This window comes from Methanoculleus sp., from assembly GCF_020696975.1.
Classification (GTDB): Archaea; Halobacteriota; Methanomicrobia; order Methanomicrobiales; family Methanoculleaceae; genus Methanoculleus.
The window spans coordinates 256,745-280,332 of record NZ_JAJGBK010000032.1; the positions used below are offsets into that span (position 1 = coordinate 256,745).

Annotated in this window: 19 protein-coding genes and 2 tRNA genes; 13 read left to right on the forward strand and 8 right to left on the reverse strand. The window is 60.8% G+C overall.

Features of this window, described 5'->3' with window-relative positions; translation table 11 throughout:
- Nucleotides 1–384 precede the first annotated feature (384 nt).
- The 4 genes from QZ650_RS11390 to minD all read right to left on the reverse strand — a co-directional run bounded on the left by QZ650_RS11390 (nucleotide 385) and on the right by minD (nucleotide 2,405).
- Entirely contained in the window at nucleotides 385–1,242 is an 858-nt protein-coding gene (locus tag QZ650_RS11390) for an ARMT1-like domain-containing protein (RefSeq protein WP_292518983.1), read from the reverse strand.
- Between the two features lie 42 nt (nucleotides 1,243–1,284).
- Nucleotides 1,285–1,358, reverse strand: a tRNA-Pro gene (locus tag QZ650_RS11395).
- Nucleotides 1,359–1,419: 61 nt separating this feature from the next.
- On the reverse strand, nucleotides 1,420–1,620 hold the full coding sequence (locus tag QZ650_RS11400; RefSeq protein WP_292518981.1) for a hypothetical protein: 201 nt from the start codon (nucleotides 1,618–1,620) through the stop codon (nucleotides 1,420–1,422).
- The gene (gene minD / locus QZ650_RS11405) at nucleotides 1,620–2,405 is read right to left on the reverse strand and encodes a cell division ATPase MinD (RefSeq protein ID WP_292519348.1); all 786 of its coding nucleotides are present in this window, start codon (nucleotides 2,403–2,405) and stop codon (nucleotides 1,620–1,622) included. Before minD ends, QZ650_RS11400 begins: the two co-directional genes overlap by 1 nt.
- Nucleotides 2,406–2,842: 437 nt before the next feature.
- Between minD and QZ650_RS11410 the strand changes: the two genes are divergently transcribed.
- Both QZ650_RS11410 and QZ650_RS11415 read left to right on the forward strand, forming a co-directional pair.
- Nucleotides 2,843–3,202: a roadblock/LC7 domain-containing protein gene (locus tag QZ650_RS11410; RefSeq protein ID WP_292518978.1), complete on the forward strand. Its 360-nt coding sequence runs from the start codon at nucleotides 2,843–2,845 to the stop codon at nucleotides 3,200–3,202.
- Nucleotides 3,202–3,837: a response regulator gene (locus QZ650_RS11415; protein WP_292518977.1), complete on the forward strand. Its 636-nt coding sequence runs from the start codon at nucleotides 3,202–3,204 to the stop codon at nucleotides 3,835–3,837. The genes QZ650_RS11410 and QZ650_RS11415 overlap by 1 nt, the downstream gene beginning before the upstream one ends.
- Nucleotides 3,838–3,918: 81 nt before the next feature.
- On the opposite strand, the gene QZ650_RS11420 is transcribed toward QZ650_RS11415, so the two are convergent.
- Nucleotides 3,919–4,350, reverse strand: coding sequence for a phosphate-starvation-inducible PsiE family protein (locus QZ650_RS11420; RefSeq protein WP_292518975.1), 432 nt, complete (start codon nucleotides 4,348–4,350; stop codon nucleotides 3,919–3,921).
- A gap of 190 nt (nucleotides 4,351–4,540) precedes the next feature.
- Here QZ650_RS11420 and QZ650_RS11425 point away from each other — a divergent pair.
- From QZ650_RS11425 to QZ650_RS11465, 9 genes are all read left to right on the forward strand, one after another.
- Nucleotides 4,541–4,614, forward strand: a tRNA-Lys gene (locus QZ650_RS11425).
- Nucleotides 4,615–4,692: 78 nt separating this feature from the next.
- The gene (locus QZ650_RS11430; RefSeq protein ID WP_292518973.1) at nucleotides 4,693–4,944 is read left to right on the forward strand and encodes a DNA-directed RNA polymerase subunit H; all 252 of its coding nucleotides are present in this window, start codon (nucleotides 4,693–4,695) and stop codon (nucleotides 4,942–4,944) included.
- A 43-nt stretch (nucleotides 4,945–4,987) separates the two neighbouring features.
- Nucleotides 4,988–6,529, forward strand: coding sequence for a DNA-directed RNA polymerase subunit B'' (locus QZ650_RS11435; protein WP_292518971.1), 1,542 nt, complete (start codon nucleotides 4,988–4,990; stop codon nucleotides 6,527–6,529).
- Nucleotides 6,526–8,340, forward strand: a complete 1,815-nt coding sequence (gene rpoB / locus QZ650_RS11440; protein ID WP_292518969.1) for a DNA-directed RNA polymerase subunit B — start codon at nucleotides 6,526–6,528, stop codon at nucleotides 8,338–8,340. The genes QZ650_RS11435 and rpoB overlap by 4 nt, the downstream gene beginning before the upstream one ends.
- A 19-nt stretch (nucleotides 8,341–8,359) precedes the next feature.
- A complete protein-coding gene (locus QZ650_RS11445) occupies nucleotides 8,360–11,008 on the forward strand; it encodes a DNA-directed RNA polymerase subunit A' (protein WP_292518967.1) in 2,649 nt (882 codons plus the stop codon).
- Nucleotides 11,005–12,177: a DNA-directed RNA polymerase subunit A'' gene (gene rpoA2, locus QZ650_RS11450; RefSeq protein ID WP_292518965.1), complete on the forward strand. Its 1,173-nt coding sequence runs from the start codon at nucleotides 11,005–11,007 to the stop codon at nucleotides 12,175–12,177. The genes QZ650_RS11445 and rpoA2 overlap by 4 nt, the downstream gene beginning before the upstream one ends.
- An 11-nt stretch (nucleotides 12,178–12,188) precedes the next feature.
- The gene (locus QZ650_RS11455; RefSeq protein WP_292518963.1) at nucleotides 12,189–12,476 is read left to right on the forward strand and encodes a 50S ribosomal protein L30e; all 288 of its coding nucleotides are present in this window, start codon (nucleotides 12,189–12,191) and stop codon (nucleotides 12,474–12,476) included.
- A 3-nt stretch (nucleotides 12,477–12,479) separates the two neighbouring features.
- On the forward strand, nucleotides 12,480–12,929 hold the full coding sequence (locus QZ650_RS11460; protein ID WP_292518961.1) for a NusA-like transcription termination signal-binding factor: 450 nt from the start codon (nucleotides 12,480–12,482) through the stop codon (nucleotides 12,927–12,929).
- A 400-nt stretch (nucleotides 12,930–13,329) separates the two neighbouring features.
- A complete protein-coding gene (locus tag QZ650_RS11465) occupies nucleotides 13,330–14,931 on the forward strand; it encodes a hypothetical protein (protein ID WP_292518959.1) in 1,602 nt (533 codons plus the stop codon).
- Between the two features lie 51 nt (nucleotides 14,932–14,982).
- On the opposite strand, the gene QZ650_RS11470 is transcribed toward QZ650_RS11465, so the two are convergent.
- From QZ650_RS11470 to QZ650_RS11880, 3 genes are all read right to left on the reverse strand, one after another.
- A complete protein-coding gene (locus tag QZ650_RS11470; RefSeq protein ID WP_292518957.1) occupies nucleotides 14,983–16,017 on the reverse strand; it encodes a DUF1786 domain-containing protein in 1,035 nt (344 codons plus the stop codon).
- Between the two features lie 84 nt (nucleotides 16,018–16,101).
- Nucleotides 16,102–21,162, reverse strand: a complete 5,061-nt coding sequence (gene nrdD / locus QZ650_RS11475; protein ID WP_292518955.1) for an anaerobic ribonucleoside-triphosphate reductase — start codon at nucleotides 21,160–21,162, stop codon at nucleotides 16,102–16,104.
- On the reverse strand, nucleotides 21,159–21,626 hold the full coding sequence (locus tag QZ650_RS11880; protein ID WP_366932192.1) for a glutaredoxin family protein: 468 nt from the start codon (nucleotides 21,624–21,626) through the stop codon (nucleotides 21,159–21,161). Before QZ650_RS11880 ends, nrdD begins: the two co-directional genes overlap by 4 nt.
- Nucleotides 21,627–21,657: 31 nt before the next feature.
- Between QZ650_RS11880 and thpR the strand changes: the two genes are divergently transcribed.
- Both thpR and cca read left to right on the forward strand, forming a co-directional pair.
- The gene (gene thpR / locus QZ650_RS11485) at nucleotides 21,658–22,197 is read left to right on the forward strand and encodes an RNA 2',3'-cyclic phosphodiesterase (RefSeq protein ID WP_292518953.1); all 540 of its coding nucleotides are present in this window, start codon (nucleotides 21,658–21,660) and stop codon (nucleotides 22,195–22,197) included.
- Nucleotides 22,194–23,567 carry a CCA tRNA nucleotidyltransferase gene (cca, locus tag QZ650_RS11490; protein ID WP_292518951.1) on the forward strand — a complete coding sequence of 458 codons (1,374 nt, stop codon included), beginning with the start codon at nucleotides 22,194–22,196 and terminating at the stop codon, nucleotides 23,565–23,567. The genes thpR and cca overlap by 4 nt, the downstream gene beginning before the upstream one ends.
- The last annotated feature ends 21 nt before the right edge of the window (nucleotides 23,568–23,588 follow it).

The following is a 23,588-nucleotide window of genomic DNA, read 5'->3' on the forward strand; positions in this document are numbered from 1 at the left end:
GTGGGGGCCACACCCGGGGAATGTCATGGTCCGGGTAATCTCGCTTGTGGTCGCTGAACACTGGTGCAGGGGCGCCATATGCCGTGGTTTGCCCTGACCGAACCGTTGTCTTTCTTGGTAGGTGTGATTGTGGTAGGTAGGTGTGGTGATTGCTGACTGTGGTTGAATGACTGATGATCGCTGGGTGTGGTCTTACCCCGTTCCAGTATCTATAACGCTTATTATATAATATTTTGCCCTAAATATTTATCCAAATATATGTCTCTAAATACTTAATGGGGCTTGATGTATTGCCTTTTGACACGAACGGCTGCTGACATTTGAGAAAAATTTAGGTTATGTCTATATGCTCTCCACCGATCATCCGGCAGGGCCTGCCGGGGATCACTCCCGGAGGAGAGCGACCCGGGAGCCGACGGGAATGCCGATGTCGGCACTGATCGGGGCGCACTTTACCGACATCAGGTACGCCACGGGCGGAAGATCGCGCTCGTCGGAGAGCGACTCGTAGTTAGCCATGCCCTTTGCAATGACGAGTGTCGCGCGGTCCAGGGCATCGATCAGGCCCGGTGGAGCCGTATCCCGGTTGAGGCCGAGTTCGGCGATGCCGTCGGCGGTGGTGGTGAGCAGGTCCACGCTGCGGTCGAGCCCGAGCGCCACTGCATCCTCAAGCGTTGCATCGTTCAAGATCGGCGCGCTCCGGACGGCAAACGTGACATGCGATCCGTTCTGCTTGAGATGATCGGCAAGGAGCGCGTCAAAGACGATCTCTCCGCAGTTGTCGGCCAGGTAGACCACCCGGGAGGTGAGGGGCTCCATTGCCTCTGTGTCATCAACGGTCAGCCCTGCCGCAAACTCCCGGCGAAAGAACCGAACAAAGTTGTCGGTGACGGTGTGGGCCTGCGAACCATAGTCCAGCGTGTTGCCGATGACCGCCGCGAGCACCAGATCCCGAAACGATTCAAGGTCGCCGCGCACCGCCCGGGAGACCGTCAGCGCGTCCTCATTGTTGGCCCTCTTCAGGGTTCGGTACGGGTCGGTCTCGCCGATCATCCGGTAAGCAAGGCGGTGCACCCGGCTCGCGATGACGGGTGCGGGCACCGGGTCGGCAGCGATGCGCTGGAGCTGGTCCCGGCACGCGTCGACGATCTCCTGGATGCGCTTCGGATCGTCGGTGCAGAGCCTGCTCTCATACTCAACGCGAGAGATCAGGCAGTCCGTACAGCCCGTATAAAACCTCATGCTGTAGAACTGTTGGGTGCATCGAACGAAAAAATAGTGCAATGGGGCCACTGCGATTTGAACGCAGGTCAGAAGACCCCCAGTCTCCTAGGATGGCCAGGCTACCCTATGGCCCCTCCTCACAATATGTGTTGGAATCACACATATATCTTCGCTTTGGGGGCAGGGATAGGGGGCCTATCCCCGTGTTCTCTTGTACTCTTCGACACTCCGTGTCAGCTGTTCCAGTTCGCTGCCGGTGATCTCCATCCTGCCTGTCAGCGCGTTGACTTCATTCAAGAGCTGCTGAATGCGCACGTACATCACGTACATGATGAACAGCAGGCAGATGATGATCACCGAGAGCAGAACGATCATGATTGCATTGATGTCGATCATTATGACACTCTCCTGAATAGTGTGCGGGCGAGCCGCTCGATAAACCCTTCCTGAACCTTCTCGGGTTCCTCCTCAACGGGGAGACCCGCAATCTCTGCTGCAATCCTTCGGAATGCCTTTGACGATCCGGATTCCGGATACTTTACGACGACCGGCGTCCGTGCCGCCGCCGTCTTTCGCACATTCGCATCTTCGGGGACCGTATCGATGATCCGCACGCCGAGGGCATTCTCGATCTTTCTCCTGCTCATATCGGCACCATCGAGGGTCGCCCTGTTGAGGATGGCCCCTCCGACGGTGCCGCCGACCATCTCCGTCAGGATCCGGATCTTTAACGCATCCACGAGCGAGCAGATCTCGGGATTGATCACCAGCAGCACTTCGTCTGCCATGGTGAGTGGTATGACCGCATCGTTGCCGATGCCGGCAGGCGTGTCAAGGAGGAGGAACTCACAACGATCGGTAAGTTCCCGCATCACGCCCTCGAGCCGCCGCGGGTCTGAATGCTGGAATCCCTGGAGCGAGAGGCCACTCGGCACGATCTTCAGGCCGTACGGGCCCTCGTATATCGCGTCCTGAGTCGCTGCCTCTCCTGCCAGAACCTCATGGAGGGTGACCGGCGTCTCTTCGAGCCCCAGTACCAGTCCAAGGTTGGCCATACCCGTATCCGTATCAATGATGCAGGTTTCCCTGCCATACTGAGCCAGTGCTGTTCCCAGGTTTGCGGTGATGGTCGTTTTTCCGGTCCCCCCTTTCCCGGAGGCGATGGTGTAGGCCCTGATCATCTGAAACTGTCTCAAGGATAGATCGTAGTTCTCTAACTTAAATTTATTTGTTTGATTTATTTTTTGCGTGGTCCTGGATTCGATTTCGGCGTTTTACGGTCCTTGTGATGGATATTCGCATAATCGATGATCGGGGAAATGTTTTTCAAAGTGTATTGGCTGGAACGCCTTTCTGCAACTGCCTGGCCTTATGGGCATGCTGAGAAATCCTATCCCGGCGGTCCTGGCGGTGTCGGGACGGAACGGGGGATATCAGCTGAACATATGGTGAAATGGCATCATAATTGATAACGGTTGCCGAAATGGGCTTGTATTAATGCCCGAAAGTATGATATGCGTCAGCCTGGGGCAGTACCGATTCGATATTCATATATTATGCGACGCAGATATCTCCATGGAGATATCCTGGAGTTAAGTATATGAGTTGCCATCCCTCCATGGAAGAGAAAGCTCGGAAATACACCGATGAGATCCGGTCTGTCGTTGGTGTCGTTGCATGCGCTCTTGTTTCCTGTGAGGGCCTGATTATGGGTAAGTGCTTCCGGGGGGATGGCGCGTCATCGTCCCTCTTCGCAGCGATGAGTGCTACGGTTCTTGCATCGGCTGAGGCGGTCTGCGGCAGCGTCCACGTAAAGCGGCCGTCCATGGTCACAATCACCGCCGCCGACGCAACGATTCTCATCGTGAGCGTGGGGGAGGACGCCCTTATCACAGCGGTAATAGATATGTCTGCAGATCTCCCAACTGTGCAGGAGCGGTTGTTGGGGATAGCAGCCGGGATCGGAGAGGAGGCGTGATGTATACTATACTGGTTGTCGACGATAGTCCCATGATCGTCGACGTTTTTGTCACCATGCTGGAGCGTGGCGGGTATCGACCGATCACCGCCTTTAGCGGGGAGGAGTGTCTGGATGTTCTGAAAACGACCACGCCGGATCTCGTCCTCCTGGACATCATGATGGAGCCGATGGACGGCTGGGAGACGCTTGAGAAGATCAAGGCTGATCCTGCGACGCGGGAGATCCCTGTTCTTATGCTGACCGCAAAGCCCCTCACACCGGAGGAGGCCAATACATACGGTGCCTACATTGAGGACTATATCCTCAAGCCCACCACGCACCACCAGCTCTACGAGGCTATCGAGCACGTGCTGGCGCGCCAGCACTCCATTGCCGCCGATATCGAGCGGGCGCGCGAGGCCGGTGTGGATCAGCAGCTCATCGACGAGTACGAGCGTCTTTCAAAGAGCGTCGATATCAACAAGCGTCTCTTAAAGATCCTGGAGACGACCTACAGCATCAAGGATGTCCGGGCGGGGATGGGCGAGAATATTACCCGGGCCATAAAGAGTATGGCGACAAGCATCAAACTCCAGGAACAGCGTCTGGATCAGGTCCGGACTCAGTTCGGGGACGTCCTTGAGGCGCGTTGACCGCCTCTCTTCCCCGCGCCGAAACATTCTCATACGGATGGCGCCTGCCCGGGACAGATTCCCGGGCCTCCTCTTCTGTCTCTAGTAATTGTCGGCGCGCTCCTGTCTTCCGATATACACGACTGCAACGGTCAGCACGAGGATTGCAATGAGTGTCATCCCGATGTCAAGGGGCTCAACGGGCTCGACGCCGAAGGTCAGGACCCGGCGCACCATTGCGGTGATGCCCGCGAGCAGGATCGGGGTCACCTGCACCCTGTTGGTCCTGAAGTAGGCCGTCACCGTCTCCAGGACCTCTACGATGATGAGGGTCAGGAGGAGTGCGTGCAGCACCTGGAGCACGCCCTGTGTCATGTCTCCGGTATGGATGAGCGCCGCTACCTGCAGGGCGACGTCGTAAAACGAGATGAGGGCAAGCAGGGAGAGCGAGACCGCGATGAGGAGGTATATCGCCCGGGTCAGGCTGGATATGGCAGATATGGCCGTATCGGCGCGATTCTTGGTTGGGCTCATGCGGGCACCCGGATCTGGGGATGTATCTGTAAGAAAAAGCATGTGGTAAGCATTAAGCATTGCGAAATGTCCGTATGGTGTGGGGGATTGAAAGGTTTATATTGTTGGAGTGCGAATTATATGATACGCCCGAAAGGAAAGTATTTATACTATTCTCGCATTGTAATAATGCTGGATGGCAGTACGAGCGGGGTCTATAGCTCAGTTAGGTAGAGCGCCTGGCTTTTAACCAGGTGGTCGGGGGTTCAAATCCCCTTGGGCCCGTTGCCATGGGCGATGTCTATGGATTTTAGCAAGGTGATGTATCTGATACGCAACTTTTTCGTCGGTGAGGTGTAGGCGATGGGCGCCCCACTCGATGTACTCAAACACGAGATGGTTCCTGACCATCAGATCATGAGCGAAGAAGAGGTCGCGGACCTTCTTGCAGCGTACCATATTTCTCTTGAACAACTACCAAAAATTTACCATGACGATCCTGCAGTAAAGGTTACCGGGGGCGATGTCGGGAACGTCGTTCGGATTACCCGTGACAGTCGCACGGCGGGCAGAGCGGAAGCCTACCGCCTCATCGTGAAGAGACCAAAGAAATAACTCGAAGGCCGGGGAGCTGATCCATCTGTTAGACAGAAGTGTTTTGTCGAGAGCATACTTTTCGCGGGAGCATGTAGCGCGTCACCAGTTAGACTCTTATAATAACTTTCTCCTGCATAATCTCCAGAAAGTCGTCGACGAGCAGCGTATAATTGAGACTGATATTGAGACCCGTGGAAAAGGCAAAGAGGCCGTCTGGGTCGAATTGGGCAAGATCGAGGTGAAAAAGCCCCGGGTCCGTGAAGCGGACGGGTCACAGTCCGAGCTCTTCCCGAGCGAGGCGCGCCTCAGGAACCTCACGTATGCGGCACCCATTCAACTCGAGATGACGCTCGTCCAGGGCGAAGAACCACAGGAGCCGATCATCACCACCATCGGGCAGCTGCCGGTGATGGTGGGATCGGCCGCCTGCAACCTCTACAACATGAGCGACGCCGAGCGGACCGAGCACGGTGAGGATCCCCTCGATCCCGGCGGCTACTTTGTCGTCAACGGCACGGAACGGGTGCTGATGACGCTCGAGGATCTTGCCTCAAACAAGATCATGACCGAGTTCACCGAGCGCTACAACGAGCGTATCTATGTAGCGAAGGTCTTCTCACAGTTCCGCGGCTACCGTGCGCTCGTGATCGTCGAGCGGAACAGAAAGAACCTGCTTGAGGTCTCGTTCCCCTCGGTCGCCGGGCACCTCCGTTTCGTCGACCTGATGCGGGGGCTGGGGCTCCAGGGCGACCACGATATCGTGGAGGCGGTCTCGACCGACGAAGAGATCCTCACGTTCATGATGCAGAATCTGGAGGAGAGCGAGTGCGACACCGTCGACGAAGGCGTCATGTATGTGGGCAAGAAACTCGCCCCGAACCAGACCCGCGACTACCAGCGCAAGCGTGCGGAGTTCGTCCTCGATAACTACCTCCTTCCACACTTAAACTACCTGATGCCGGTGGGCTTAAAAGAGGAGGACCCCGGATACCGGACGGCAGTCGAGGGTGTCCGCCTCGCAAAGGCGCATTTCCTCGGCCGGATGGCCGAGGCCTGTTTCGACCTGGTGCTTGACAGGCGCCGGATCGACGACAAGGACCATTACTCGAATAAGCGGCTGAAACTCGCCGGTGACCTGATGGAGGACCTCTTCCGGATCTCGCTCAACCGTTTGACGCGCGACGTGAAGTACCAGCTCGAGCGGGCCAGCATGCGTCACCGCGACCTCTCGATCGGGACCGCGGTGCGTGCGGACGTCCTGACCGAGCGGCTGCTCCACCCGCTTGCCACCGGAAACTGGGTGGGCGGGCGGACCGGTGTCTCGCAGCTCCTGGACCGGGTGGACCACATGGCGGTGCTCTCGCACCTGCGGCGTGTGATCTCCCCGCTCTCCCGGTCACAGCCTCACTTCGAGGCCCGTGACCTGCACCCCACCCAGTGGGGCCGGATCTGTCCGAGCGAGACTCCTGAGGGTCCGAACTGTGGGCTTGTGAAGAACTTCGCCCAGATGGTCGAGATCAGCAAGGGCGTTATCGACGAAGAGGAAGTGAAGAATATTCTGTATGATATGGGCGTCATTGCCCTCCGGAGGGAGACGGCATGAGGCAGTCACGGGTCTTCGTTGACGGAGCTCTTATCGGGCTCGTGGATGACCCCCGGGATCTCGTTAGCCGGATGCGCGATATGCGCCGGCGCGGCGAGATCTCGAACGAGGTCAACGTCTCCTACAAGGAGTTTAACAACGATGTCATCATCCACACCGACCGCGGGAGAGCACGCCGCCCCCTGATTGTGGTCAGGGACGGCAAACCCCAGGTGACCGACGAAGACATCGAACATCTCCGGAACGGTGAGATGACGTTTGAGGATGTGGCGCGCAAGGGCGCGATCGAGTTCGTCGATGCCGAGGAGGAGGAAGACCTCTTCATCGCCATCAACGAGGCGGACCTAACCCCTGAGCACACGCATCTTGAGATCGATCCCTCGCTCATGCTGGGTATCGGTGCGGCGCATGTCCCGTTCCCCGAGCATAACGCCAGTCCCCGTGTCACCATGGGCGCGGGGATGGTCAAGCAGGCCCTCGGGTTCGGCACTGCGAACATGAAGCTCCGTCCCGACACCCGGGGTCACATGCTTCACTACGTCCAGAAACCGCTCACTTACACCCAGACCTCCGATGTGATTGGCTCCGACGATCGGCCTGCAGGCCAGAACTTCGTCGTCGCGATCATATCCTACGAAGGGTTCAATATTGAGGACGCGCTGGTCATCAACAAGGCCTCCATCGACCGGGGGCTCGGGCGGTCGCACTTCTTCCGCACCTACGACGGTGAGGAGCGGCGCTACCCCGGCGGTCAGGTTGACCGGATCCAGATCCCGGACGAGGAGGTCTCCGGCGCGCACGGTGCCGAGTACTATGCGAACCTGGACGTCGACGGCATCATCAACCCCGAGACGATCGTCCGCGAGAAGGATGTCCTGATCGGAAAGACCTCTCCGCCGCGGTTCCTTGAGGAGCCGACAAGCGAGCTCATAGCCGTCGAAAAAAGGCGCGACACATCGGTCACGATGCGGAGCAACGAGCACGGCATCGTGGATACCGTCATCATCACCGAGGGCGAGAACTCCTCGCGCCTCGTGAAGGTCCGGACCCGTGACCTCAGGGTCCCGGAGGTCGGCGACAAGTTCGCGTCCCGGCACGGGCAGAAGGGTGTTATCGGGCTGATCCAGCCTGCGGCGGATATGCCGTTCACCGAGTCGGGGATGACACCCGACCTGATCATCAACCCCCACGCGGTGCCGAGCCGTATGACCATCGGGCACATGCTCGAGATGCTGGGCGGCAAGGTTGGTTCCCTCGAGGGCCGGCGGATCAACGCGACCGCATTCCGTGGTGAGCGTGAGACGGATCTCCGGCATTCGCTCAGGGAGCTCGGGTTTGCCCACAACGGCCGCGAAGTGATGTACGACGGCATCACCGGGCGTCAGTTTGCGGCTGACATCTACATCGGCGTCATCTACTACCAGAAGCTCTACCACATGGTATCGAGCAAGATGCACGCGCGGTCGCGCGGTCCCGTGCAGGTGCTCACCCGCCAGCCGACCGAGGGGCGTGCTCGTGAGGGTGGTCTTCGGTTCGGTGAGATGGAGCGGGACGTGATGATCGGCCACGGCGCGGCGATGGCCTTGAAGGAGCGGCTGCTCGATGAGTCGGACAAGGTGACCCAGTGGGTCTGCGCGAAGTGCGGTATGGTGGCGATGCTTGATAGGAAGAGAAAGGTGACGCGGTGCCTTGCCTGCGGCGGCGAGACCGACATCTACCCCGTCGAGATGAGTTACGCCTTCAAACTCCTCCTTGATGAGATGAAGAGCATGGGCATCGCTCCCCGCCTGAGACTCGACGATATGGTGTAAAAGGGGGCGCAATCAAACTATGACCAGTCCAAAACGTGTTGGAAGGATCGAGTTCGGGCTCTTCTCCCCGAAGGAGATCCGCAAAATGAGTGTTCGAAAGATCATCTGGGCGGACACCTACGACGACGACGGCTTTCCCTACCCGCAGGGCCTGATGGACCTGAACCTGGGCGTCATCGACCCCGGTCTCCGGTGCAAGACCTGCGACCAGAAGGCCGCAGACTGCCCGGGCCACTTCGGGCACATTGAACTCGCAAAGCCCGTCATTCATGTCGGCTACACCCGTCTGATCCGGAAACTCCTGCGGGTGACGTGCAGGTCGTGCTCCCGGCTGCTGATGACGGCCGAAGAGGTCGAGAAGGTCGTCGGCCCCGAGGACAGCGAACTTGCCGGGGAGATCGTCTCCGAGAAGGACATCAAGAAGGAGCGGGTCTGCCCCCACTGCGGGGAGCAGCAGCTCAAGATCAACTTCGAGAAGCCCACAACCTTCTCCGAGGTCTTTGTGGAAGACGGGAAGAAGATCGAGCACAAACTGACCCCGGCCGATATCCGGGCGCGTCTGGAGAGGATCCCGGACGAAGACCTGCGGGTTATGGGAGTCAACCCGGACGTCGCGCGGCCGGAGTGGACGATCCTCACCGTCCTCCCGGTCCCGCCGGTCACGATGCGGCCCTCGATCATCCTTGAGAACGGGCAGCGGTCCGAGGACGACCTGACCCACAAACTTGTGGATATTATCAGGATCAACCAGCGGTTCAAGGAGAACCAGGACGCCGGCGCACCCCAGCTCATCATCGAGGACCTCTGGGAGCTCCTGCAGTACCATGTCACCACCTACCTTGACAACGAGGTGGCGGGCTGCCCGCCCGCCCGGCACCGGAGCGGCCGGCCCCTAAAGACCCTCTCGCAGCGGCTCAAAGGGAAGGAAGGACGGTTCCGTGGCTCGCTCTCGGGTAAACGTGTGAACTTCTCCGCCCGTACGGTCATCTCCCCGGACCCGAACCTCTCGATCGGCGAGGTCGGGATACCGCTTGCCATCGCAAACGAGATGACGCTTCCGATAAGGGTGACCCAGTTCAACCTCGACGAGATGAAGCAGTATGTCCTGAACGGTCCCGAGCGTCCCACCATCCGGTCGCCCTGTGGTGCAAATTACGCCATACGGCCGGACAACCGGAGAATGCGCCTATCGGAGGCGAACCTGGAGACGGTTGCCGAGATGATCGAGCCGGGCTGGACGGTGGAGCGGCAGTTAAAGGGCGGTGATATCGTCCTCTTCAACCGGCAGCCCTCGCTGCACCGGATGAGTATCATGGCCCACCGGGTCGTTGTAATGGACGGGAAGACCTTCCGGCTGAACCCGGCCGTCTGTCCGCCCTACAACGCCGACTTTGACGGCGACGAGATGAACCTGCATATCCCGCAGACCGAGGAGGCGCGGGCGGAGGCCGAGATCCTGGTCTCGGTGCAGGCAAACATCCTCTCGCCGCGGACCGGCGGCCCGATCATCGGTGGTATCCACGACCACATCTCGGGCATATTCCTCCTGACGCACACCGTCCGCCACTTCTCAAAGAAGGAGGCGCTCTACCTCACCCAGCATCTGCCCCTCGAGCATCTGCCCGAGCCGGATACGCAGGACGAGGCTGGAAACCCTCTCTGGACCAACAAGCAGATCTTCTCGCTCATCCTCCCCGACGACCTGAACATGCTCTTCCGCGCCTCGTCGTGCCAGAACTGCGAGACCTGCAAGCGGGAGGTGTGCGAGAACGACGCGTTCGTCCGGATCTCCAACGGGAACCTGATCACCGGGACGATCGATAAGAAGGGGATCGGTGCGTTCGACGGCCAGATCCTGCACCGGATCATCCGGCAGCATGGCATGAAGCGGGCGGCCCGGTTCATCGACGACGTGACGAAACTCTCGATCCGGGGCATCATGCTCAAGGGGTTCTCGTTCGGCATCGATGACGAAGACCTGACCAAGACCGAGTACGGCCAGATCGATGAGGTGCTCAACGGCGCAGTCAGCGACGTCGAGCGCCGGATCAAGATCTTCAACGAGGGCCAGCTCGAGCCGATGCCCGGGCGGACGCTTGAGGAGACGCTCGAGATGCAGATCATGCAGGTGCTCGGCAAGGCCCGTGACCGCACCGGTGAGATTGCCGGGCGGCACCTCGGGATGGACAACAGCGCCGTGGTGATGGCGGTCTCCGGCGCCCGTGGATCGATGCTGAACCTGACGCAGATGGCCGGGTGTCTCGGGCAGCAGTCGGTTCGTGGCGAGCGAATCATGCGTGGCTACGAGGACCGGACCCTCCCGCATTTCAGGAGGAACGATCTCGGCGCGGAGGCGCACGGGTTCATCACCAACAGTTACAAGAGCGGTCTTTCACCCACCGAGTTCTTCTTCCATGCCATCGGTGGTCGTGAGGGTCTCGTGGACACGGCGGTCAGGACGTCCCAGAGCGGGTACCTCCAGCGGCGGATGATCAACGCCCTGCAGGACCTCAAGGTGGCGTACGACGGCACCGTCCGGACAACGGGAGGCCGGATCATCCAGTTCCGCTACGGTGAGGACGGGACCGACCCCGGAAGAAGCAGCTACGGCGCCCCGGTGGACGTGAAGGGTATCGTTGAGAGTGTCTTGAAGGAGGAGGTCAAATGAACAGCGATATGGAGCAGCGGATCGATTCCCTCGATCTACCTTACCGGACGCGGGAAGACCTGAAAGCGAGTCTCGCGGAGAAGGATATTACCGACGAGCAGTTCGACCAGATCCTTGCGATGGTCTTTTCGGAGTACCAGAAGACCCGTATCGAGCCCTGTGAGGCGGTCGGCGTCGTGGCGGCGCAGTCGATCGGCGAGCCCGGCACCCAGATGACAATGCGGACCTTCCACTACGCGGGTGTGGCCGAGATCAACGTTACTCTCGGTCTTCCCCGTCTCATCGAGATCATGGATGCCCGGCGGGAGCCGAGCACCCCCACGATGGCGATCCACCTGCTGGACGATTGGGCGTTCAACCGCGATCGCGCCCGTGAGGTGAGCTGGCAGATCGAGGCCGCGCCGCTCCATGAGTTCGGGGATATCACCATCGATATGGAGAACATGCAGGTCCTCGTCCTCCTGAACAAGGCGGTCTGCGATCGGCGAAAGATCGGGGTGGACGTGATCATTGAGGCGGCGTCGAGGAAGATCCGCGAAAAACGGCACTTCCGTGACTTCGAGGTCGAAGGGGACGTGAAAAAGGCGTCAATCACCTTCACCCCGAAGAACCAGGAGAGTTACCAGAACCTCTTCCAGCTCGCCGAACATGTCAGGAACGTCATCGTTCAGGGTATCGACGATATCGAGCGGGTAGTCGTCAGAAAGGAGGGTGGAGAGTATATCCTTTATACTGAAGGCTCCAACCTAAAAGATGTCTTCGAAGTCGAGGGAGTCGATATCTCCCGCACCCGGAGCAACAACATCAGCGAGATCGCCGATGTGCTCGGTATCGAGGCAGGCAGGAACGCGATCATCCAGGAGGCCTTGAGTACCCTGAATGAACAGGGTATCGGCGTTGATGTCCGTCATATCATGCTCGTTGCTGATATGATGTGCATGGATGGTGAGGTCAAGCAGATCGGCCGGCACGGTATTGCCGGCGAGAAGGAGAGTGTCCTCTCCCGGGCTGCGTTCGAGGTAACGGTCAACCATCTGCTGGATGCAGCAATCGCAAACGAGGTCGACGAACTGAACGGCGTCACTGAGAACGTGATCGTGGGCCAGCCGATCCAGCTCGGCACCGGTGATGTAAAACTTATTGCAAAACCAATCAACCTGAAAACCTAGGAGAACCATATATGGACTTTAATGCTTCACTACGTAAAGCCGTGAAGACTGGTACTGTATTCCTCGGTCAGAATAAGACCCGGGAGTGCGTTGAGGAAGGCAAGGCAAAACTTGTTGTGGTGGCTGAGAACAGCCCCGAATCCGTCAAGAATCTCGTGAAAGAGATCGATGTCCCTGTCTACGTCTACGAGGGATCGAGCGTCCAGCTCGGGAAAGCCTGCGGTATGCCCTACGTTGTCAGTGCGCTTGCCGTGGTCGAGCCCGGTGAATCCGATATCCTGACTGTTGCGAGAGTGTAGACAATGCCACAGGTCGTGCTGACTGAGGAGTGCATGCGCCTCATCTCCCAGTTTGAGAGCCTCACCGGCGCAGGCAGCCGCGATTGCATCGTTGACAACCGCAACGAGCGGATCATCTTTGTGATCAATCCCGGCGACATGGGGCTTGCCATCGGCAAGAGCGGATCGAGTATCAAGAAGGCCTCCGACGTGATGGGCAAAAGGATCGAGGTTGTGGAGTACTCCGCAGACCCCGGCCAGTTCCTCCGGAACTGTTTCCTCCCAGCTCAGGTCACGGATATCGACTTCGACACCAACGAGGAGGATCAGCAGGTTGCCCTGGTTGAGGTACGGGACGAGGACCGTGGGCTCGCCATCGGCAAAGCAGGAAAGAATATCTTCAAGGCAAAGGTTCTTGCACAGCGCCAGCACGACATCGCCGATGTCCAGCTGATGCAGAACGAGACTGCCTGAACTTCCTCTCTTTTTCGCAGTCATCCTTCATTTCTAATAAGAGGTCTTCTCGGTTCCTGCCGGTGTCTGGAGATTGGATCTCCTGTCAACCGCTGCAACCAGCCGGTATTCATTCCCCGTCTCATCGGGCAGGCTTTTCGGGCAATATACTCCACTCCGGGGGAGAGCCCTCACGGGCCTGATCCGGACGGGAGATTTCGAACGGCCCCCTCCCCGCAAGTTATTTATATCGTTGTGCGCTCCATGAGACTCCCATGAAAGGGGGATCCGGATGGATGGTTGTGCCTCCAATCATCTGCAGCAGACCGGCGAAGAGCGGACACGACGTTTCAGGATCCCGGGGGTGGTGCCGTTGAGGCTTCTTCTGGTTGTAACTGTGGTTCTGGTGCTCTGTTCTGGTATGGTTACTCTTCCCGGCTCCGCCCTCCCGGATCCCGGGGTGAACAGCACCGGGGGTTCATCGGATGGAGGGGACGGTGATGATAAAGTCGTCGTTGAGGAGACACCGGTCCTCCTGGACACACCTTCAGCCCCGGTGACGGCCGGACCGGATAAAGTGGATCAGAAGACCGCGCTGAAGAAGGACCCCCTCTCCTTGATAACGGGGGAGACCCCACTGGAGGAGACTACACCGGAGGAGACCACACCAGAGGCGATCACCTCTCCACCCGCAGAGGAACTGGCGGCAACGGAACCGACCCCGGAACTGACGGCCACCCCTCCTCCGGAGACAACGCCCTCCCTGGAACCGACCCTGGAACCAACGGTCACATCCCCCCCGGAGACGACACTCTCCCGGGGACCGACCCCGGGACCGGCCACCTCCACCGATACTCCCGATGACGACGAGATCGGGTGGTCGATGATGAGGAGCATGTCTGCCCCGGTGGTGACAGCCACAACCTCCTCGACGGCAACCCCCTCCCCGGAACCGACCCGGACAGTGACCACCCCCGCCGGTGACTCCGATGACTCTGACGACGCAGAGACGGAGGAGACTCCGACACCGGGACCAACCCAACGGGATGCCCCCCCGAGACCGAACGCGACGATGGCGAAAGCACACCAGTCGCACGGCCGGCCGCTGCCCCAGAGCGACCACCAGATCGTCACTTCCGCATCGGCGTTCACCCCCGACGGGAGCAACGAGACCGGGGCCGGGACGTCACCTCCCCTCGCCGCACCGCATGACGGCCTGATCATCAAGGGTGTCGGGGTGCTCCTCGACCGGACCCCGGAAGACATCGCCCTCACCCGGAGCGGGGTGGAGATCGCGAACCTTGACTGGCTGCTCGACCCGGCCATGACTCTCGGCGGCCGGCACCCGCGGGCGGTCTTCGAAGGGGAGACGTTCGCCGTCACCGTGACGGTCGAGGCGAGGAACTTGACGGCCATCCCGGAGGGTCCGGCCTACGTCGTCCTGGTGCCGCCGCCGGGGGAGACCGGTGTCTACGAGATCACACGGACCCGGGAGCCCGGGGTTCTCCAGGACGGAGAGCGTGGTGTCTGGGAGTTCTCGGTCACCACCCGGACGGGGAGGCTGACGCTTGCGGATCTCACTCTCCCCGAAGAACGGCTGATAACCGATCTGACGTCGAATCCGGAACTCTTTGCCTTCCGGGCATACGCTTTTGCCGGCGATCAGGAGCCTCCCTCATCCGGGCTCTCCGACCCGGTGCTCGCTATCCGGCCCGACGGCAATGAGGGTTCGGTGGAAGATCGGCCGCTCCCCGTGATCTACGCGATCGCGGGCATTTCAAACTCGCCGCTCACTCCCTCGGAGACGATACCCGGGGCGTGGCAGAGGGAAGTCGGTCACGACATGATTGTTGCCGGGGCGGTCGGGGGCCTGGACGCTCTGAAAAGCCTGGGAAAGGAGGAGATAGCGGCTGTCTACGACGAAGAGATGGTGGGCGGGACTGAGGAGCCGGCCGGGTCCTCGTCGTCGCCGTTTGATATGATCGTGGAGTTCTTCCGCGGCCTGTTTGGATGGGCAAGGTGAGATCCAATCCTCCGGGATGACACCCCGGAGGGACAGATCCCCCGAAAGCCCCTATTTCTCCCTGAACTCTTTCCAGAGCCGCGCGAGCCCGAAACACCCCGAGAGCATCATATCCCCGAAGGGTGCCGCCTGGTATGCTCCGGGGAGCAGCCGGAGTCGGTTCGGGCCGGTGATGGCCACGGCATCGGTCGCGAGCGGCTTCCTGACTGCCGCCCCGTGGCCGCCGTCGTCGAAGACCTCCTCCGATCTCAGGGTGCCGTCGGCGAGCCGCCGGATGTAGTGCTGCAGTTTTGCAGGGTCGAGCGCGCCGGTATGGTGCTCAAAGAGACCATGAACCTCACGCCCTTTCAGGGTGAAGCAGAGGGTGTGCCCGTTCCCGGCGTTGACGAGGGTGACCCCGGTGGTATCCGCCATGCGCCGGACCCTCGGGTCACAGAGCGCCCCGATGAGGGCGACCGGTCCGGTGTCGGTGACGAGCGCGCCCGGTGCCTGCCGCCGGACGGCCTGCATCCGGGTCATATCGGCGAGCGGTGGGTCCGCGGCAAGCGCGAGGAGATCCCAGTCCCCGGCATCCAGTTGCTCGCGCATCAGTTCGAACCGGTGGATCCGGTTGCTGCGGTGCGGGGAGTAGCCGTGGTCCTGGACGGCGACCGCGACATTCTCCGGGTAGTCCACACCGAAGAGGGAGAGCGCTTTTCGGAGTTCCGGCTCCATGTAGTCGGTGGTATGGACGGTCACCGCGTCCTCCGGCGGGGTGGGGCGGATCTCGATACCCATTGCGCGTACTCGCTCGATATCGTCATGGATGGTGCCGGCGGCTGCTTCGGTCGCGTAGACGGGAAGGCCTGCCGCCAGGTGCTCCCGCACGGCGCCGGTGTTTGCGCCTCCGCCCATCAGGCACCCGTCCAGGAAGACCGGGCGATTGGCCCGGGTCGCCTCCCGGATCTTCGCCGCCACCACCACGTTCGGGGAGGGGAGGACCAGTTTGATGCTGTTCTCGATTGCCCGGCCGGGTTCGTAGAGCAGAATGTCCTGGGTGCCTCTGCCGACGTCGATGGCGAGGAGTGGGGTCATCAGATTGATCATAGTGCGGCCTCATGTACCGCTGCCCTACGGCATGCGGCTCCTATCTGAATCTCCCCTGCAAAACCAAAAATGATGTGATAGCGGTCAGACATCCGCCCGGTCTGCCGCCGGGGAGACCCCGCCCGCCTTTCCCTGATCCGAACGCACTGGTTTCAGTTCCCGGTACTCCTTCAGGGAGACGGTCAGGTCCCGGGTGAAGGCGAAGTAGCCGATCTGGGTTGTCCGGCAGAGGTTCATCGCCATCTCCATCAGCCCCCGCGGGTCGGGGCGCGCCTCCCCGAGCCAGATGTGGAAGATGTTCCCGCCGTCCACGACGGGGAAGAAGACGTGCTCGATCTCGATCCTCTTTGTGAGCGGGACCGGGGCTCCCGGGGTGACATGCGTCCCGTTCGTGTAGTAGATGGGGAGATCAAGTGTCGTACCGAGCATATCGAGCGCCCGATCGGCGTCGCCCTTGATGACCTTGATCGCGTGGTCGCGGAACCGCTCGTCAAGGAGATCGGCGACCGCGAACCGCTGGCCGGTCGTCTCCGCCGGGGTGCGGGCGAGGGCGATCGTCATGTTGTGCTTCTTTGAGAGTTCGCGAGCGTACATCTCGAGTTCGGTCATCGCCCGGACAGCGAGGCGGAACGCCTCCTTTGACTCGTGGAGCTGGTGGCCGGTGAAGTGCTGCACCATCTCGTTGACGCCGACGACGCCGATGGTGTAGACGAGCCCTTCGAGGTCCACCGCAATCGCACCGCGCTCGCCGGTGTTCGGGTCCTTCGGCCGCTGCATCGCAAACGGCATCCGCCCGTTTGTCCGTATGAGAGACATCCAGCGGCGCTTGATACGGTAGAGGTCGACGGCGATGTCCATAAGGGACTTCAGTTCGGCGAAGAGCCGTTCCTGGTCGCCCTCTGCCTTATATGCCGCCCGCGGGCAGTTGATGGACATCACCTGCCAGGAGCCCATCGAGAAGTGCTTCCCCTCACGGAAGTAGAGTTTGTCCTCGAACTGGTCGTCCTCGTCGGCGAGGGAGGAAAATTGGTACGCGCAACAGTTTCCGGTCACGATCCCGAGCGCGTTCGTGAAGGTGTGGGTGTCGGCGACATCGACGAGGTCGTAGACGTAGCCGTCGTAGGGCAGTCTCTCGATAGACCGTATGCGAACCGGGTGGAGGTCACCGTTGATGAGCCGTTCAACGTTCCCTATCCGTGCTTCGGGCCGTATAAGGGAGACCTGTGCACTATGATGCCCTGACGAGGCATACTGACTTGCATAGACGAGTCCGGTGTACTGAAGCCCGCTTGCTTCGATCGGGAGGCGGGTGAAGGTCCCTCCGGTTTGTCGCGACGATCCGGCGGCTGCCGCTATGCCGTAGCCGGTCTCATGGGCGAACCGTTGGATCTGGTCCTGTGCCGTAATCGTGCAGGTGTAAGCGGTGAGGGGGTACGGCTCGTCGGTCTGGGGGTGCGTGACGGTCGTCTCCTGTTCGAGATAGTTCGCCTGGACGCCGATACGTTGCGCGAGCCAGACCAGTTTCTGAACTGCGTTCCGCGACACCAGCTTTATACGGATGCCCCTTGCATGGTGGACGTACCTGCCCTGTTGCCCTGCCCGGACGGTGACGTTCCCGTCACCGCGGAATGCGGCATCGAGATAGGTTCCCACCAGTTCCCTGTCGACATCGAAGAGCAGATCGGGTACGTTCTTCTCGACAGCGCACTTCCCGCAACCGATTGCGTCAAGGAGGAGATATAGGAGTTTACTGTTGACGGTGACGTTGACGGCTGTGGCCTCGTCGGAGATCAGCGGTTCATAGTCAAGGAAGCCTTTGATGCACGCTACGGCATCCCGGATGAGATCGTCTTCGTGCTTTCCGAACGAGAGCCTTACCGTATACCGCCGTCCACTGGTATCGCTGCATCCTTCCGCGAGGTAGTAGCCGAGGAACCTGATGAACTCCCTTGTTACCGGAAGCATCTCGGGCAGGCCGCGGTTCTTTGCGTTCCGGATGTTCACCTCGCCGTCCCGGAGCACGATCTCATCGGCATATCCGGCGGTGCGGAGCGTTTCTACTACGTTGAGTTCTCTCGCCGGGTTGCTCCCGAATTCGGCGGTTCTGATCACCGGGAGGTAGTCTCCAGTACTGAGTTTCCGTGCCGCTGTCTTCGTGAATCTTCCTTCAGCATGGATGAAGACCGGGTGATCCGGCGTGACGGTGATCCGGCGACCGGATTCGAGGGTGATGCGAAGCATCTCTCCTGTGTGCTTCTTTCGCATGACTCCGCGGAAGGGGCGCAGCGTTGCCGTCATACCCACGATATCGACACTCGGGGCCTTTGCATCGAGAGGGGCGAACTCCGTGCCGTATGAATCGATCTCCCTGTCTTCTGCGGCCGTATCTTCAAAGAGGTCTTTTATCTCCCTGATCCGGGTTCTTCCGTCCGAATCCACGATCGGAACCAGTTCGTCGCCCGCGAGACATTGATAGCATGAAATCCCCTCTCCGGCGCCCCGGTAGCCGGGAATCTGGTTGTCGTAGTAGGGGGTGCCGTACTTGGACGCGAGTTCGAACGTCATCAGGTAGAGATCCTGGTAGGTGGGAAGGTCCGGGTGCTCGCGGTTGAACTCCTCGTTCTCGGTGAGGAAGTCGGGCTCGATGCTGATCTCGGGTTTCGGGAAGGAGAAGGGTTTGCCCCAGTAGTCCCCCTCGAGCATCACCTCCATCAGGGCCTTGAAGAGGAGCCGGACCTCACGCTCGAACTCGCCGTAAGTTCGGAGCGGCGCCTGCTCTCCGTTCCAGACCTTGCCGCGGTAGACGCAGGGTTTGTCCTTCCAGAGGGTGGGAACCCCGGGGGAGAGCTGGACCGACGAGAAGACCACCTGGCCGCCCCGGGCGACCATCATCTGGGTCATCTCGTAGACGAACATCTGCATCAGCTGCTTGATCTCCTCATACTCCATCCCCTCGAAGAAGGGCGCCATGAACGTGAGGAAGTTGTAGTAGCCCTGGCCGCCGGCGAAGTTCGTCTGGGCGGAGCCGAGCGCCTTGACCGCGTGGAGGACCGCCACCTCGGCCCTCTTCGCGGGGCCGGCAACCGAGGCCTTCGTCCCGTTGCCGTCGGGCATCAGGCCGTAGTAGAAGAAGTAGCGGAGATCCCAGTCCTGGCAGTTATGGATGAGGAGGCCGTCGGAAGCGAAGAACGTATGGCTCTCCTCGCTCCCATCGCCTTCGATGAAAAGGTCGTAGACGTACCCGCCGGTCGGTTCCGCCGGAGCAACCTCGACGACGGTCTCCTTCCTCCCGGCGGTCCGTATCCCCTTCACCGCGGAGAGGAAACCGTCGATGTGGTCCTGCCGCGAATCAAGGAAGGTGGCGTATCGGGCAAACGTCTCGATGTTCTTCCTGCCGTTGAGCTGGAGCCGGTAGAGCGTCTTGCGTTCCGCATCGTCCCCGTAGAGTTCGACGATATGGGGGTCCATGCCGAGCGCCGCAAGAAGGAGCGAGAGTTCCTGCCGGAGGGTCGGCGACGCGGTCGTGTAGTTGACGATGCAGTCCGACTTCTCCGGGCGGTAGTATGCCGAGCCGTCTCCGGTGAAGAGGGCGGAGAGGAACTCGTGCAGGAGCACGTCGTCGAGATGGTAGACTACCCAGGGGAGGCGTTTTTCTCCCGCTCCCTCCGGGATGGCGAAGACGTAGCGGAAGAGCAGGTAGGCCAGTTTGCCGCCGAAGTAGACCTGCAGTGCCCGATCGCGCTCAACATCGACCCCGTAGATGGTCGTGGTACCGGGGCTGCCGCCGGCGACCGTCGCATAGGTGTTCAGGGCGGCGGATGCCGCAGCGCAGATGGCGGGCGCCTGGCGGTTTTCCGTGATCGCGAGGTTATACTGCCCGACCGCCGGTGCGGCGTTGTAGTTGCCTTCAGAGACGAAGAACCCGAGAAGGCGGACGAGTTCGGGCGTAAGCTCAAGGAGGGCAGGGAGTTCGTGCTCGCTCCCGGTGACCCCGACGGTGACCCCGGCATACTCCTCGATGCCGTAGAGGTGGGAGAACGCGTTGAAGAGCGCGACCGGCATGATCCCGCGTGTATACCACTGCTTCCGGTGCTCCACACCGAGAGCCCGCGAGATATCGGCATACGAGGCGGCCCGGCCGCTCTGCACGACACCGGCAAATATCTCTTCTGCGCCGCGGACGTAGACGTTCTCGAGGAGACCGGCCGGCACCGACGCCGGCAGTTCCCGGACGAGGTCGATCGCCCCGATCGACTCTCCGCGAAGAGCATCGGTCTCAGTGATCCGGTAGAGGGCGTCCCCGGCGCAGACCTCGTCGGCACGCCGGATAGCCATCCCGTCATCGGTCCGCACCGGGATACGGTGCTCGTCGGTGACCAGCAGCGACCTTCCTCCTGACGTCCGGATCCGGAGCATCTCGCCGGCATTCACCCGCCGGCGTGTCACCTTTACAACCCGCCGCCAGCCCTTCGGCGTCAGTGCGGCGAGGTCCTCCGGGTGCCATTCCTCGCCCTCGATCGGGAGTTCGGCAGGGAGGACGCTCTGGATACGGTTATCCATCCGCACAGGTATCGCCGTACTCCCGTCGATGCAGAATGGCCGGGTCCCGAAGTACTCCAGGTCGTGGATATGGAGGTCACCACGGAGGTGGTGGTCCGCGAGGTCCGGAGGGAGTTGCAGGAGGTACTGCTCCTTGCTGATCTTGTCCGCCTTCTTCTTGTGCGAGGTCTCGGCGTTCTCCTGGAGGTTCGCGTTGTCGTGGGCCTCAAAGCCCCTCCCCACATCGATGAGGTGCGCGTCAAAGACCGGGGTTCCCACCCGGGTGCAGACGTTGCGGTAGGGGATCAGGCCGCGCTCAAGGAGGGTCATGTTGACGATCTCGCGGATCAGCGGGCCGGAGAGCGACTGGAGGCCCAGCATCTGGATCTTCTTCTCGACCCGGCGGGCGATATCCTTCGCCGTCTCCTCGTCGGCTCCCTCGTAGCCGTAGAAGACCTCGACGAGGCGGCTCTCTTCCACGATCTGCCGGATGATCCTGTTCTTGTCCCAGTCGAGGAGGTAGCCCCGCGACGTCCTGACTTTCGGGAAAGTGGGAATGAAGTCCCCGAATATGGTCGTCTGCGTCGACTTGCGCGTCAACCTCATGCCCCCGCGATCAGGCCCGCGACAAGGTCTTCCTGGAACGCACCGCCGGCGAAGAGATCACCGGATGTATAGAATTCGTCGCCCTTCTGCAGCACCGGCGCTTCCTGGACGAATATCCCGTTCATGCGGAGTTCCGTCAGCGCCTCAGCGGACGCCATGTCGCACTCGACGAAGGGAACCCCTCTGGAGGCCAGGAATTCTTTGAGAATCTCACAGTTCGGGCAGAATTCCAGTGTATAAACGATAAATTGCGCTGTATCGGAAATGATAATACCCCCGGAGTCGGTCGTTATATTTTGACTCCGGACGGATATATCCTCTGTGATTCGGTCCAGAACACCGTCCGTTGTTGGGCGCGCATTCCTGAACCCCGTATGGCTCCCCGGCAAAAACGCTTCCAAAATCGGTTTTCTACCGTTGTCCGCCCAAAGACGGTGGATGCGCTCCTGCTGCACAATCATCATTTTGTAGGGTGAGACACGATAGTACGGTAATATGGTCAGGACGTTCGTTGCAATCGATCTCTCGGAGGAGATCCGCGAGAAGGCTCGTCTGTCGCAGGAGATCCTGGCTGAGTCCAGCGGGCGGCTTGCCATCGTTGCTCCTGCAAATCTCCACATCACGCTCAAGTTTCTCGGGGAAGTCGACCCGGGGATGATTGAGCCGATCATCGATGCGCTCCGGGCTGTCAGGGCTGCTCCCTTTGAGTTGACGATCGGGTGTGCGGTCTGCAACCCTCCAAAAAAACCGCGGGTGATCTGGTGTGACGTCACGGACGAAGGAGAGAGCGCCGCTCTCGCCCGGCAGGTGGACGACCTTCTTGCGCCGCTCGGGTTTCCACGGGAAAAACGTCCTTTCCGTCCCCACGTGACCCTTGCACGGGTCAAAGAGTTCCATCCCTCTCAGTGCAGGGCGGTGGCGTGCACCCCCCGCGAACCCCTCGGGAGGTATCGGGTGGAGAGCGTCAAACTCAAGAAGAGCACGCTCACCCCCCGCGGATCGATCTACGATGACCTTGCGGAGGTCCCGCTGTGACCCGGTATCCCTGCGAAGAGGAGGTGCTCGGGAAGATCCGTCCCACGCCTGAAGAGCGGACGTATGTCCGGACGATGGGAGAGCGCCTGATCGAGGCGGTGGAAGCGTCGGGAGTGGCGAAGGCGATGATGGTGGGGTCGGTCGCCCGCGACACCTTCGTCCGGGGCGACCGGGACCTCGACGTCTTCATGCTCTTTGACCCCGCCCTCTCCCGGGAGGAACTCCAGGAGCAGGGGCTCGCGCTCGCGCACCGGGTCGCGGAGGAGTTCGGCGCGACCTGGCGTGAGAAGTATGCGGAGCACCCCTACGTCAATGCCACGATCAATTCGCTGGATATCGATCTCGTCCCCTGCTACGCAGTCCCGAGCGCCACCGAGATCAAGAGCGCCGTGGACCGGACCCCGTTCCATACCCGCTACATCCTCTCGCACATCGCAAACTACGCCGACGACGTCCTCCTTTTGAAGCAGTTCGCGAAAGCGGGCGGGGTCTACGGGTCGGACCACATGACCGAGGGGTTCTCCGGCTACCTCTGCGAGCTGCTGACGATCTACTACGGCGGGTTTCACGCGCTCATCGAGGCGGCCGCCCGCTGGAGGCCGGGGGAGACGATCGATATCGAGGGGCACGGGAAGAAGCAGTTTGAGGACCCACTTGTCGTCATCGACCCGGTCGACCCGGAGAGGAACGTGGCGGCGGCGCTCTCGCTCTCGAGGATGTTCGAGTTCGCAGAGCTCGCCCGGGGCTACCTTGCGGAGCCGTCGATGGCGTTCTTCTGCCGGCAACCGTCCCCGCCGCTCACCCGGGACGTCTTCGCCCGGCTGCTCTCCGCCCGGGGGACCCATCTCTTTACGCTCACCCTCAAGACGCCGGACTACACCCCCGACACGGTGGTGCCCCAGCTCAGGAAGTCAGCCGAGTCCATCCGGGAACTCCTGGAGCGGAGCGGGTTTCCGGCGAACCGCATCGACGTCTGCATGGGGGCGGAGCGGTCGATGCTCCTCTTTGAGCTGATGGCCGGGACCGTCCCGGTGATGCGCCGGCATATCGGGCCGCCGGTCTGGTCCCGGGAGAACGCCGAGAAGTTCCTTGCGAAGTACGTCCGGGAGGAGGTCTTTGCCGGCCCCTACATTGAGGACGGCCGCTACGTGGTGGAACTCCCCCGGACGTTCACCCGGGCGGTCGACCTCCTGCGGTCGAGAGATCTCTTCAGTGTCGCGCTCGGGAAACACGTTCGCCGCTCGATGAAGCAGGGCTGGACGGTGAACACAGGTGCGGAGTGCTGGGACGAGGAGTTTGCCGGATTCCTCTCGGGGTTCCTGGAGCGCTCGTCGCCGCTCGCGAGGATAAAGAGGCTGACGGGGAAATGAGAGGACTCGCTTGAACCACGA

Excerpts from the sequence above, each read along its gene's own strand:
- QZ650_RS11390 (WP_292518983.1), bottom strand. The coding sequence starts at position 1,242 with ATGAGGTTTTATACGGGCTGTACGGACTGCCTGATCTCTCGCGTTGAG.
- QZ650_RS11400 (WP_292518981.1), bottom strand. The coding sequence starts at position 1,620 with ATGATCGACATCAATGCAATCATGATCGTTCTGCTCTCGGTGATCATC.
- minD (WP_292519348.1), bottom strand. The coding sequence starts at position 2,405 with ATGATCAGGGCCTACACCATCGCCTCCGGGAAAGGGGGGACCGGAAAA.
- QZ650_RS11410 (WP_292518978.1), top strand. The coding sequence starts at position 2,843 with ATGGAAGAGAAAGCTCGGAAATACACCGATGAGATCCGGTCTGTCGTT.
- QZ650_RS11415 (WP_292518977.1), top strand. The coding sequence starts at position 3,202 with ATGTATACTATACTGGTTGTCGACGATAGTCCCATGATCGTCGACGTT.
- QZ650_RS11420 (WP_292518975.1), bottom strand. The coding sequence starts at position 4,350 with ATGAGCCCAACCAAGAATCGCGCCGATACGGCCATATCTGCCATATCC.
- QZ650_RS11430 (WP_292518973.1), top strand. The coding sequence starts at position 4,693 with ATGGGCGCCCCACTCGATGTACTCAAACACGAGATGGTTCCTGACCAT.
- rpoB (WP_292518969.1), top strand. The coding sequence starts at position 6,526 with ATGAGGCAGTCACGGGTCTTCGTTGACGGAGCTCTTATCGGGCTCGTG.
- QZ650_RS11445 (WP_292518967.1), top strand. The coding sequence starts at position 8,360 with ATGACCAGTCCAAAACGTGTTGGAAGGATCGAGTTCGGGCTCTTCTCC.
- rpoA2 (WP_292518965.1), top strand. The coding sequence starts at position 11,005 with ATGAACAGCGATATGGAGCAGCGGATCGATTCCCTCGATCTACCTTAC.
- QZ650_RS11455 (WP_292518963.1), top strand. The coding sequence starts at position 12,189 with ATGGACTTTAATGCTTCACTACGTAAAGCCGTGAAGACTGGTACTGTA.
- QZ650_RS11460 (WP_292518961.1), top strand. The coding sequence starts at position 12,480 with ATGCCACAGGTCGTGCTGACTGAGGAGTGCATGCGCCTCATCTCCCAG.
- QZ650_RS11465 (WP_292518959.1), top strand. The coding sequence starts at position 13,330 with ATGGTTACTCTTCCCGGCTCCGCCCTCCCGGATCCCGGGGTGAACAGC.
- QZ650_RS11470 (WP_292518957.1), bottom strand. The coding sequence starts at position 16,017 with ATGATCAATCTGATGACCCCACTCCTCGCCATCGACGTCGGCAGAGGC.
- nrdD (WP_292518955.1), bottom strand. The coding sequence starts at position 21,162 with ATGAGGTTGACGCGCAAGTCGACGCAGACGACCATATTCGGGGACTTC.
- QZ650_RS11880 (WP_366932192.1), bottom strand. The coding sequence starts at position 21,626 with ATGATGATTGTGCAGCAGGAGCGCATCCACCGTCTTTGGGCGGACAAC.
- thpR (WP_292518953.1), top strand. The coding sequence starts at position 21,658 with ATGGTCAGGACGTTCGTTGCAATCGATCTCTCGGAGGAGATCCGCGAG.